Here is a 10,574-nt window from a genome sequence, read left to right on the forward strand (position 1 = left end):
TGCGCCGCGGCACGGCGCGGCCTCAAATGCGGATTCGACAATGCATGTTTTCTAACCGCCGGACAGTCCGGCGGCAAGCGATCGGCCGGGGGTGCGGCCGGCGAGTTGCCAAGCCCGGCACGATTGCCTATACCGCCCCCTTCCAGCGCGATCAGGTCGCGAGCCCGGGCCATTTTGGCATGCCCGGCCGCACGCCGCGCGCCCGGCAGGCGTCGGGTATGGACGAGAAGGAGTATGAAATGCCGAAGATGAAGACCAAGTCGTCGGTCAAGAAGCGGTTCAAGATCACCGCGACCGGCAAGGTGATGGCCGGCCACGGCAACAAGCGCCACGGCCTGATCAACCGCTCCCAGAAGATGAAGCGCACCAATCGCGGCACGATGGCGCTGCCCGAGCAGGACGGCAAGACCGTCAAGCAGTGGGCTCCCTACGGTCTGGATTGAGGAGCGATAGACAATGGCACGCGTCAAACGGGGTGTGACGACCCACGCCCGTCACAAGAAGGTTCTCAAGCAGTCCAAGGGGTTTGTCGGCCGTTCGTCGACCAATTACCGGATTGCGCTCGAGCGTCTCGAAAAGGCGCTCCGCTACGCCTATCGCGACCGCCGGAACAAGAAGCGCGAGTTCCGCGCCCTCTGGATCCAGCGCATCAACGCGGCCGTGCGCGAGCAGGGCATGACCTACAGCCAGTTCATTGCCGCCCTCAAGGCCGCGAATATCGAGCTGGACCGCAAGGTGCTCGCCGCCATGGCGTTCGACGATCCGGCCGGTTTCACCGCGATCGTCGAGGCCGCGAAGGCCGTGCGCGGCTGATCGGCTAATCCGGTGCCGGTCCGCGCCCGCGGATCGGCACCAGGTGCCGCATGAACAGCGCGGCACAGGACGCCCAGCTGTGGCGTTCGGCAAAGCGCCGGCAGTCGGCGCGGTCAAGCTTCAGGGCGGCCAGCGCCGCCGATCCCAGATCCTCATCGAGAACACCGACCGGCGGCGTCGCGCCCCCGATGATGTCGGCCGGCCCCGCCACCGGAAACGCCGCGACGGGAGTGCCGCTCGCCAGCGCCTCGAGCACGACGAGGCCGAACGTGTCCGTCCGGCTCGGAAACACGAAAACATCCGCGCTGGCGAACAGGCTCGCCAGGTCCGGGCCGTGCCGCGTGCCCAGAAACACCGTCCGCGGTCCCGCATGGCGCCGTTCGAGCGCCGGCCGGGCCGGGCCATCGCCGACGATGAGCTTCGTGCCCGGCAGGTCGAGATCGAGAAAGGCGGGCAGGTTCTTCTCCACCGCGAGCCGCCCGACCGAGAGAAAGATCGGCCGTTCATAGGGCAGGTCGATCGCCCGGCCGGGGTTGAAGAGGTCGGCATCCACGCCGCGCGACCAGAGCAGCGTGTTCGAAAACCCCCGCGCGCGGAGTTCGTCGGCGAGCGAAACGGTCGCCACCATCGTGCCGGCGCCGTGCAGATGGAAGCGGCGGAGCCATGCATACGAGAGCCGCCGGGGCAGGGCGGTCCGCGCCGCGAGATAGTCGGGAAAGCGGGTATGATAGGCGGTGGTGAACTGCCAGCCCCGGCGGCGGGCCAGGCGCGCGGCGGCGACGCCGAGCGGCCCTTCGGTGGCGATGTGCAGCGCGTCCGGGGCAAAATTGTCGACAATCCGGCCGAGCCGCCGGCCCGGCGCGACCGCGAGGCGGATTTCGGGATAGAACGGGCAGGGCAGCGTGAGGAACCGGTCCGGCCCGACGACGAGCACCCGCTGGCCGAGCCGCGCAAGCTGATCCGCCAGCATCGAGAGTGTCCGCACGACACCGTTCACCTGGGCGTGCCAGGCGTCGGTGACGATCATGATTCCGGCGGGATCAGGCAGGTGCCGCATCCATTGCGCCGGGCTGGGCGGTCTCGCCGCGGGGAGCGAGGAAGGAGAGCCGGTTGAGCGCGGCCCAGTCGAGCAGTTCGAGCCTTCCGTCGTGATGCTCGACGAGCGCCGTGCAGCTTTCCACCCAGTCGCCGTCGTTGATGTAGCGCACGCCGTTGACCACGCGCATTTCCGGATGATGGATATGGCCGCAGACCACGCCGTCGAAGCCGCGCGCCGAGGCCTCGGCGGCCAGCGCGACCTCGAACCGGTCGATCGCCTTCACCGCCTCCTTCACCTGGCGCTTGAGATAGGCGGAGAGCGACCAGTACGGGTAGCCGAACCGCGCGCGGGCGATGTTGAACCAGCGGTTGAGAACCAGCGCCCCGGTATAGGCCCAGTCGCCGAGAACCGCGAGCAGCTTCGCATAGCGCACGACCGAGTCGAACTGGTCGCCGTGGATCACCAGCAGCCGCTCGCCGGCGGCGGTGACGTGCTCCGCCTCCTCGGCGAACCGCACGCCGGCGATTTCGAGCCCGAGATGAAGATAGCGCCGCACGAGTTCGTCGTGATTGCCCGGCACATACGTGATCTTCGCGCCGGCCCGCGCATGGCGGAGCAGCAGGTTGATCACGTCGTCATGGTGGCGGTCCCAGTACCAGCCGCGGCGCAGCCGCCAGCCGTCGATGATGTCGCCGACGAGGTAGATGTGCTCGGCGCTGGTCCGCCGCAGGAAATCGGCGAGGAAATCCGCCCGGCTGCCGCGCGTGCCGAGATGGATGTCCGAGATGAACACGCTGCGATAGCGGATGATCGCGCCGGGGACTGTCATGGCGCGCTCACTACGGCGTGCCGGCGCGTCGCGCCTAATGAAAGTCCGGTGACAGGGCCTCGATCTTTACAACGACATGACGCACTGCGCCGATAAAGGCGGGCGAAATCAACCGCCGACCTGGGCCGTCCAGTCCTGCAAATTGTAATAATTGGTGACGCGCGCGATCTTGCCGTCGCGCACATCGAAGAAGGCGCCCGCGGGCAGCACGTAGCGCTGGCCGCGCGCCTCGGGCAGCCCGGCATCGGTCTTCAGATATTCGCCATGCACCACGAATTCCGCCGCGGCGCGCCGCCCGTCGGCGCTGGCGAAGACGACGATGTCGGTCAGGCGCTCGCGATACGAGACATTCATGTGATCGAGAAAGGCGGCGAAGGCGGCACGGCCGGCCTCCCGCTGGCCCTGGTTGATGTCGTGCGCGACATCCTCGCTCAGCAGGTCGAGCATACCCTGCGGCCGCCCCTCATTGAACGCGGCGTAATAGGCTTCGATGAGGGCCCGGGTCGCTTCGGCTGGCGTGCTGTGCATGGTCATCCATTCCTGAAAGGAGCGGATACATTCCAGACTTTGCGGCGGGCTTCAAGGCCGCATCCCCTTGCCGGCCCCTCGGCCAGAGATTACCCTATACGTAAACTTATTGGAGCGAAACATGAGCCAGCCCGAAAGCCGCCAGTTCCGTCTGATCCGCCGCCCCGTCGGCCTGCCGAAGCGGGATGATTTCGAATTCCTCGTCGAGCCGGCGCGCCCGCCGGAAGCCGGCGAAGTCATGGTCGGCGTCGAATACATCTCGCTCGACCCCGCGATGCGCGGCTGGATGAACGAGGGCAAGTCCTACATCAAGCCGGTCGGGCTTGGCGAGGTGATGCGCGCCGGCGCGATCGGCACGGTGATCGAAAGCCGCGCCGAGGGCTTCGCCGCCGGCGATGTGGTGACCGGCCCGCTCGGCGTGCAGAGCGTCGCGACCCTCGCCGCGAAGGACTGCCTGAAGGTCGATCCGTCCCTGGCGCCGAAGCCGCTGTTCATTTCCACCCTCGGCATGCCGGGCATGACCGCCTATTTCGGCCTTCTCGCCGTCGGCGAGCCGAAGCAAGGCGAGACGGTGGTGGTCTCCGCCGCCGCCGGCGCCGTCGGCGCGCTGGTCGGGCAGATCGCGAAGATCCAGGGCTGCCGCGTGGTCGGCATCGCCGGCCGCGAAGACAAATGCCGCTACATCGTCGACGAACTCGGGTTCGATGCGGCGATCGACTACAAGACCGAAAGCGTGCCCGACCGTCTGCGCGAAACCTGCCCGAACGGCATCGACGTCTATTTCGACAATGTCGGCGGCCAGATCCTCGACGATTGCCTGGCCCGCATCAACCTGCGCGCGAGGATCGTCATCTGCGGCGCGATCTCGCAATACAACAGCACGACGCCGGTGCGCGGGCCGGCGAACTATCTCTCGCTGCTCGTCAATCGCGCGCGGATGCAGGGCATGATCGTGTTCGACTGGGCCGACCGCTATCCCGAAGGCATGCGGGCGATGGCCGGCTGGCTGAAAGAGGGCAAGCTGAAGAGCCGCGAAGACATCGTGGACGGACTCGACAATTTTCCCGAAACGCTTCTGAAACTTTTCACCGGCGAAAATTTTGGAAAGCTCGTCCTGAAGGTCTGAAATGACGATCGGCGGTATTGGGGACTTGCACTGATGCCGCCGATATGCCACGAGGCCGTCACAATTTAGTGACTGGCCCCGCTGGGGCCGACGAGGGGAAAATGTCTTTCATCTTGATCTCGGCCCCCGCCGTTGCGGCGGCAGGCGATCGCCTGTGCAATGGCTGACAATATTCTCGAAGCTCGTGGCCTGTCCAAGGCATTCCGTGGTTTCATGGCCGTGCAGGACGTCGATCTGTCGATCGAACGGGGCAGTATTCATGCCCTGATCGGTCCGAACGGGGCCGGCAAAACCACCTGCTTCAACCTGCTGACCAAATTCCTGCAGCCAAGTGCCGGACGCATCGTGTTCGAGGGGCGCGACATCACCGAGCTCAAGCCGGCGGACGTCGCGCGTCGCGGCATGGTCCGCAGCTTCCAGATTTCGGCGGTGTTCGGGCACATGAGCGCGCTGGAGAACGTCCGCGTCGCCCTGGCCCGGTCGCGCGGCGGCAATTTCGATTTCTGGCGCAGCGAACGCGCGCTTTCGGTCTTCAACGACCGCGCGCACGAACTCCTCTACGATGTCGGCCTTTCGGACAGTGTCGATGTCCCCGCGGCCGAGCTTTCCTACGGCCGCAAGCGTGCCCTCGAGATTGCGACGACGCTGGCGCTCGATCCGAAGCTGATGCTGCTCGACGAGCCGACCGCCGGGATGACGGAATCCGACGTGGCGCGGATCGTCGCCCTCATTCGCCAGATCCGCAGCGGCCGGACCATCCTCATGGTCGAGCACAATCTCTCGGTCGTTTCCGGCCTCTCGGACCGGATCACCGTGCTGGCGCGCGGACGGGTGCTGGCCGAGGGCGACTATGCCAGCGTTTCCGCCGATGAAGCGGTGATCACCGCCTATCTCGGCTCGGAGCATGCCGATGCTTGAAGTTGCCGATCTCAACGCCTGGTACGACGAAAGCCATGTCCTGCACGGCATGAAATTCGAGGTGCGCGAGGGCGAGTGCGTCACCCTGCTCGGCCGCAACGGCGCCGGAAAATCCACGACGCTGAAGGCGATCATGGGCCTGGTGCCGAAGCGGTCCGGCAGCATCCGCTTCCGCGGCGCGGAACTGATCGCCGCCCGTCCGGACACGATCGGCCGGGCCGGAATCGGCTTCTGCCCGGAGGATCGCGGCATCTTCGCGGGCCTGTCGGTCGAGGAAAACCTGATGCTGCCGCCGGTCGTCGCCCCCGGCGGCATGAGTGTCGCCGATATTCACGAGCTGTTTCCCAACCTCCGCGAACGCGCGAAGAGCCCCGGAACGAAACTCTCCGGCGGCGAGCAGCAGATGCTGGCGATCGCCCGGATCCTGCGCACCGGCGCGAAGCTGCTGCTGCTCGACGAGCCCACCGAAGGCCTCGCGCCGGTCATCGTGCAGCAGATCGGCCACATGATCGCCGAGATCAAGCGCCGCGGTTTCACCGTTCTGCTTGTCGAACAGAATTTCCGTTTTGCCGCCAAACTTGCTGACCGGCACTACCTCGTCGAGCATGGCCAGGTCGTCGACATGATCCCGGCCCATGAACTCGCGGCCCGCGCCGAGTCGCTCAACCGGCGACTTGGTATCTGAACCCCAACGAAGGAAACATCCATGGACCTGACCAGAAGAAACCTTCTCGGCGGCGCCGCCGCCGGTGTTGCCGCCGCCACCCTGCCGGGCGCGCGGGCGCGCGCGGCCTCGGCGAAGAAGCTCAAGATCGCGGTGATCAGCGATTTCTCCGGTCCCTATCGCGACATCGGCGGCCCGACCTCGGTGGCCTGCGTCGAGCAGGCGATCGCCGATTTCGGCGCCAAGCAGAAGGGCTACGACGTCGAGGTGATCAAGGGCGATCACCAGGAAAATCCCGGCGTCGGCACCGCTCTCGCGCGCCGCTTCTACGATGAGGGCGCCGACCTCGTGATCGACGTGCCGAACTCGGCGATCGGCATCGCCATCGAGGGCGTCGCGCACGACAAGAACCGCGCCTACATCAACACGAACTCGGCGTCGTCCGAAATCACCGGCAAGTTCTGCAACGCGCAGACCGTGCACTGGACCTACGACACCTACATGCTGTCGCACTCCACCGGCGGCGCCATCGTCAAGGCTGGCGGCAAGAAGTGGTTCTTCATCACCGCCGATTACGCGTTCGGCCACCTGCTGCATGACCAGACCGCGGCGGTCGTCAAGCAGATGGGCGGCCAGGTGCTGGGCAACATCAACTATCCGTTCCCGCAGACGACCGACTTCTCCTCCTACCTGATCCAGGCCCAGTCCTCCGGCGCCGACGTGCTCGGCCTCGCCAACGCCGGCAAGGACACGGTCAACTCGATCAAGCAGGCGCACCAGTTCGGCCTCAACAAGAAGATGCGGATCGCCGGTCTGCTGATCTTCCTGAACGACGTCCACGGCATGGGTCTCGATATCGCCCAGGGCCTGACGCTGACCGAGAGCTTCTACTGGAACCTGAACGACCGCACGCGCGCCTTCATGAAGCGCGTGAAGCCCCGCACGCCGAACAACTACCCCTCGATGGGCCAGGCCGGCTGCTACTCCGGCACGCTGCACTTCCTCAAGGCCGTCGAGGCCATGAACAACATGAAGGACGTCAAGAACGGCGCCGCCGTCATCGCCCAGATGAAGAAGATGCCGACCGATGACGACGCCTACGGCAAGAAGTACATCCGCGAGGATGGCCGCTTCATGTGCGACGCCTACCTGTTCCGCGTGAAGTCGCCCTCCGAGAGCAAGGAGCCGTGGGACTACTACGAACTCCTCGCGACCACCCCCGCGAAGGACGCCTTCATGCCGATGGCGGCAGAAGGCTGCCCGCTGGTCAAGGCCTGAGGCACAGCCTGCCATGAAGAGATCCACGTCATGCTCATGATCCTCGGCAAGCCGGCGCCGCTGCTGTTCGGGCAGTTGCTGCTCGGCATCATCAACGGCTCGTTCTATGCGATGCTGTCGCTCGGGCTGGCGATCATCTTCGGCCTGCTCAACGTGATCAACTTCGCGCATGGCGCGCTCTTCATGGTCGGCGCCTTCGTGACCTGGGGGCTGCTGCATTATCTCGGCATCGGCTACTGGCCGGCGATGGTGCTCGCCCCCGTCATGGTCGGTGCGTTCGGGCTCGGGCTCGAACGCACGCTGATCCGCTTCACCTACAAGCTCGACATTCTCTATGGCCTGCTGCTGACCTTCGGCCTCGCCCTCGTGCTCGAAGGGCTGTTCACCAACGCCTATGGCAGCTCCGGCGTGTCCTATTCCGCGCCGGGCATCCTCTCCGGCACGCTGGATCTCGGCTTCATGTATCTGCCGGTCTATCGCGGCTTCGTGGTCGTCGCGGCGATCGTCATCTGCGTCGCGGTGTGGTTCGTGATCGAGAAGACGAGCCTCGGCGCATTGCTGCGCGCCGCGACGGAGAACCCCTCGCTCGTGCAGGCCTTCGGCGTGAACGTGCCGCGCGTGATCGCGCTCACCTTCGCCGCCGGCGTCGCCCTCGCGGGGCTCGCCGGCGTGCTGGCGGCGCCGCTCTATTCGGTGAACCCGGGCATGGGAACCGACCTGATCAACACCGTCTTCGCCGTCGTCGTCATCGGCGGCATGGGATCGATCGGCGGCGCCATCCTCACCGGCTTCGGTCTTGGCATCATCCAGGGCTTCACCGAGGTCTATTACCCGGCGGCGTCGTCGGTGGTCGTGTTCGCGGTGATGGCCGTGGTGCTGCTGGCCCGTCCGGCCGGCCTGTTCGGAAGGGTGGCGTGATGTTCGGTTTCACCCGTGCCCAGGCCGTGGGCTTTCTTCTCATGGCCGCGCTTCTCGCGGTCGCCCCGTTCGTCGTCTACCCGATCTTCGTCATGCAGGTGATGTGCTTCGCCCTGTTCGCGATGGGGGCGAACCTGCTCATGGGCTACACCGGCCTGCTGTCGCTCGGCCAGGCCGCGTTCTTCGGCATGGGCGGCTATGTCGCCGGCTACATGATCCAGACGATGCACGCCTCGACCGAGGTCGGCCTTCTCCTCGGCGGCCTCACCGCCGCCGCGATCGGCGTCGTGTTCGGCTGGCTCGCCATCCGCCGGCAGACCATCTATTTCGCGATGATCACGCTGGCGCTCGCCCAGCTGGTCTATTTCTTCGCCGTGCAGGACACCGGCTTCACCGGCGGCGAGAACGGCATCCAGAACATCCCGCGCGGCGCGCTCTTCGGCAGCATCCCCTTGCATGCCGACAAGCAGATCTACTGGCTGGTCTTCGCGGTGTTCATCCTGGGGTTCCTCTTCGTGCACCGGGTGATCCACTCGCCCTTCGGGCAGGTGGTGAAGGCGATCCGGGAGAACGAGAACCGCGCCATATCGCTCGGCTACAAGGTCGAGCACTACAAGTGGATCATCTTCGTCCTGGCCGCCGCCCTCGGCGGCGTGGCCGGCGGGTTGAATGCCCTGGTCGTCCGCATCGCGACGCTCACCGATGTCGGCAACGTGACATCCGGCCTCGTCGTCCTGATGGTGCTGGTCGGCGGCATCGGCACCGTCTTCGGCCCGCTGGTCGGCGCGGCGATCATCGTCGCGATGCAATACTACCTCGCCAGCTTCAGCGACTGGGTCACGGTGATCCAGGGAACGATCTTCATCGCCTGCGTGCTGGCGTTCCGCCGCGGCGTTGCCGGCGAAGTTGCCTCCTGGCTCAAATTGTCCCTTTAATGCGGGATGCCGACTGACGAACTGCGCGATCATGACGCCACGTCGCTTGCCGGGCTGATCCGCGCCGGCGAACTCTCGCCGGACGAACTGCTCGACGCGACGCTGGCGCGAATCGACTCGTGCGATGGCCGATACAACGCCATCGCCGCCGACCTGCGCGACCGCGCCCGGCGGCAGATCGCCGCCGGCCTCAACGGCCCCTTCGCCGGCGTGCCCTTCCTGCTGAAGGATCTGGGTCACGACTACGAAGGCGCGCCGATGACGATGGGCGCCCATGCGATGCGCCATAACGTCGCCGCCCGTTCCGCTTATTACGTCGAGCGCTGCCTGCGCGCCGGGCTGGTGATCGCCGGAACCACCACCTCGCCGGAACTCGGCCTGAAGGCGATCACCGAAACCCGGCTGCACGGCGCCACCCGCAACCCGTGGAATCCCGCGCACACGCCCGGCGGCTCCTCCGGCGGCGCCGGTGCGGCCGTCGCCGCCGGCTACGTGCCGATGGCCGGCGCCTCCGATGGCGGCGGGTCGATCCGCATCCCCGCCGCCTATTGCGGCCTGTTCGGGCTCAAGCCCTCGCGCGGCCGGGTCACCGCCGGCCCCCTGGCCGGCGAGGTGTGGGACGGCGCGGTGGCCGACCATGTCGTGACCCGTAGCGTCCGCGATTCCGCCGCCATGCTCGATTGCCTGGCCGGCCCGGCGCCCGGCGATCCCTTCGTCATCGCCCCGCCGGCGCGGCCCTTCGTCGCCGAACTCGGCGCGGCGCCGGGCCAGCTCAGGATCGCCTTTTCGCTCCGCTCGCCGATCGGCGGCCGCGTCGCCCCCGAGATCGCCGAGGCGACCCGCGCCACCGCGCACCTCCTCGAGTCGCTCGGCCACATCGTCGAGGAGGCCGAACCCGCGATCGACGGCACCCTGCTCGCCCGCTGCTACATGGGCATGTATTACGGCCAGGTCGCCGCGATGCTGTCCACGCTGAAACGCCGGCACGGCTGCCGCGAGTCCGATTTCCACCCGGATACCAGGGCCATCGCGGCGATCGGCCGCGCCATGTCGGCCGGCGCCTATGCCGAGCTGCGCGAGCAGTGGAACGGCTTCGCCCGCGCCCTCGGCGCCTTCCACGAAACCTACGATCTCTACCTCACCCCGACCACCGCACTCGGTCCGGCGCGGATCGGCGAGCTCGACTCCCCGCCCGCCATCCAGGCGCTGAGCCGGCTGATCAGCCGCGCGCGCGCCGGCGGGCTGCTGATCCGCTCCGGCGTGGTCGACGATCTGGCCTTCCGCAACCTCGAACGCACCCCCTTCACCCAGCTCGCCAACCTGACCTTCGTGCCGGCAATGTCGGTGCCGCTGCATCACGGGCCGGACGGCCTGCCGATCGGCATGCAGTTCATCGGCCGCTCCGGCGACGAGGCGACGCTGTTCCGCCTCGCCGCGCAGCTCGAACAGGCCGCCCCCTGGGCCGGACGCCGACCGCCGCCGATCTGACGGCGGGCCGTCTCGTGGGTTGACCAGCTCCCTCTGCC

12 protein-coding genes are annotated in these 10,574 nt (G+C 66.9%); 9 read left to right on the forward strand and 3 right to left on the reverse strand.

The window, feature by feature from the left end:
- Positions 1-239 precede the first annotated feature (239 nt).
- Positions 240-443, forward strand: a complete 204-nt coding sequence (gene rpmI, locus ACRY_RS17120; RefSeq protein WP_012040415.1) for a 50S ribosomal protein L35 — start codon at positions 240-242, stop codon at positions 441-443.
- A 13-nt stretch (positions 444-456) separates the two neighbouring features.
- Positions 457-813 (forward strand): 50S ribosomal protein L20, encoded by a 357-nt coding sequence (gene rplT, locus ACRY_RS17125; RefSeq protein WP_007421713.1) that lies wholly within the window; start codon positions 457-459, stop codon positions 811-813.
- 4 nt (positions 814-817) lie between these two features.
- On the opposite strand, the gene ACRY_RS17130 is transcribed toward rplT, so the two are convergent.
- The 3 genes from ACRY_RS17130 to ACRY_RS17140 form a co-directional block, all read right to left on the reverse strand.
- Complete coding sequence (locus ACRY_RS17130; protein WP_007421714.1) at positions 818-1,870, reverse strand: glycosyltransferase family 4 protein; 1,053 nt, start codon at positions 1,868-1,870, stop codon at positions 818-820.
- Positions 1,854-2,681, reverse strand: coding sequence for a UDP-2,3-diacylglucosamine diphosphatase (locus tag ACRY_RS17135; protein ID WP_007421715.1), 828 nt, complete (start codon positions 2,679-2,681; stop codon positions 1,854-1,856). The genes ACRY_RS17130 and ACRY_RS17135 overlap by 17 nt, the downstream gene beginning before the upstream one ends.
- A gap of 108 nt (positions 2,682-2,789) precedes the next feature.
- Complete coding sequence (locus ACRY_RS17140; protein ID WP_012040416.1) at positions 2,790-3,215, reverse strand: ketosteroid isomerase-related protein; 426 nt, start codon at positions 3,213-3,215, stop codon at positions 2,790-2,792.
- Positions 3,216-3,330: 115 nt separating this feature from the next.
- Between ACRY_RS17140 and ACRY_RS17145 the strand changes: the two genes are divergently transcribed.
- The 7 genes from ACRY_RS17145 (at position 3,331) to ACRY_RS17175 (ending at position 10,536) form a co-directional block, all read left to right on the forward strand.
- A complete protein-coding gene (locus ACRY_RS17145) occupies positions 3,331-4,335 on the forward strand; it encodes an NADP-dependent oxidoreductase (RefSeq protein WP_012040417.1) in 1,005 nt (334 codons plus the stop codon).
- Positions 4,336-4,494: 159 nt separating this feature from the next.
- Positions 4,495-5,253 (forward strand): ABC transporter ATP-binding protein, encoded by a 759-nt coding sequence (locus tag ACRY_RS17150; protein WP_012040418.1) that lies wholly within the window; start codon positions 4,495-4,497, stop codon positions 5,251-5,253.
- On the forward strand, positions 5,246-5,938 hold the full coding sequence (locus tag ACRY_RS17155; RefSeq protein ID WP_007421719.1) for an ABC transporter ATP-binding protein: 693 nt from the start codon (positions 5,246-5,248) through the stop codon (positions 5,936-5,938). Before ACRY_RS17150 ends, ACRY_RS17155 begins: the two co-directional genes overlap by 8 nt.
- Positions 5,939-5,959: 21 nt before the next feature.
- Positions 5,960-7,195: an ABC transporter substrate-binding protein gene (locus tag ACRY_RS17160; RefSeq protein ID WP_007421720.1), complete on the forward strand. Its 1,236-nt coding sequence runs from the start codon at positions 5,960-5,962 to the stop codon at positions 7,193-7,195.
- A 30-nt stretch (positions 7,196-7,225) separates the two neighbouring features.
- A complete protein-coding gene (locus ACRY_RS17165) occupies positions 7,226-8,113 on the forward strand; it encodes a branched-chain amino acid ABC transporter permease (protein WP_007421721.1) in 888 nt (295 codons plus the stop codon).
- Complete coding sequence (locus tag ACRY_RS17170; RefSeq protein ID WP_007421722.1) at positions 8,113-9,048, forward strand: branched-chain amino acid ABC transporter permease; 936 nt, start codon at positions 8,113-8,115, stop codon at positions 9,046-9,048. Before ACRY_RS17165 ends, ACRY_RS17170 begins: the two co-directional genes overlap by 1 nt.
- Before the next feature lie 6 nt (positions 9,049-9,054).
- Positions 9,055-10,536 (forward strand): amidase, encoded by a 1,482-nt coding sequence (locus ACRY_RS17175; RefSeq protein ID WP_012040419.1) that lies wholly within the window; start codon positions 9,055-9,057, stop codon positions 10,534-10,536.
- Positions 10,537-10,574: the final 38 nt, after the last annotated feature.

Source organism: Acidiphilium cryptum JF-5, from assembly GCF_000016725.1.
GTDB classification, from domain to species: Bacteria; Pseudomonadota; Alphaproteobacteria; order Acetobacterales; family Acetobacteraceae; genus Acidiphilium; species Acidiphilium multivorum.

Coding starts and splice junctions, on each gene's coding strand:
- ACRY_RS17135 (WP_007421715.1), bottom strand. CDS start 2,681: ATGACAGTCCCCGGCGCGATCATCCGCTATCGCAGCGTGTTCATCTCG.
- ACRY_RS17145 (WP_012040417.1), top strand. CDS start 3,331: ATGAGCCAGCCCGAAAGCCGCCAGTTCCGTCTGATCCGCCGCCCCGTC.
- ACRY_RS17140 (WP_012040416.1), bottom strand. CDS start 3,215: ATGACCATGCACAGCACGCCAGCCGAAGCGACCCGGGCCCTCATCGAA.
- ACRY_RS17170 (WP_007421722.1), top strand. CDS start 8,113: ATGTTCGGTTTCACCCGTGCCCAGGCCGTGGGCTTTCTTCTCATGGCC.
- rpmI (WP_012040415.1), top strand. CDS start 240: ATGCCGAAGATGAAGACCAAGTCGTCGGTCAAGAAGCGGTTCAAGATC.
- ACRY_RS17175 (WP_012040419.1), top strand. CDS start 9,055: ATGCCGACTGACGAACTGCGCGATCATGACGCCACGTCGCTTGCCGGG.
- ACRY_RS17155 (WP_007421719.1), top strand. CDS start 5,246: ATGCTTGAAGTTGCCGATCTCAACGCCTGGTACGACGAAAGCCATGTC.
- rplT (WP_007421713.1), top strand. CDS start 457: ATGGCACGCGTCAAACGGGGTGTGACGACCCACGCCCGTCACAAGAAG.
- ACRY_RS17160 (WP_007421720.1), top strand. CDS start 5,960: ATGGACCTGACCAGAAGAAACCTTCTCGGCGGCGCCGCCGCCGGTGTT.
- ACRY_RS17130 (WP_007421714.1), bottom strand. CDS start 1,870: ATGCGGCACCTGCCTGATCCCGCCGGAATCATGATCGTCACCGACGCC.
- ACRY_RS17165 (WP_007421721.1), top strand. CDS start 7,226: ATGCTCATGATCCTCGGCAAGCCGGCGCCGCTGCTGTTCGGGCAGTTG.
- ACRY_RS17150 (WP_012040418.1), top strand. CDS start 4,495: ATGGCTGACAATATTCTCGAAGCTCGTGGCCTGTCCAAGGCATTCCGT.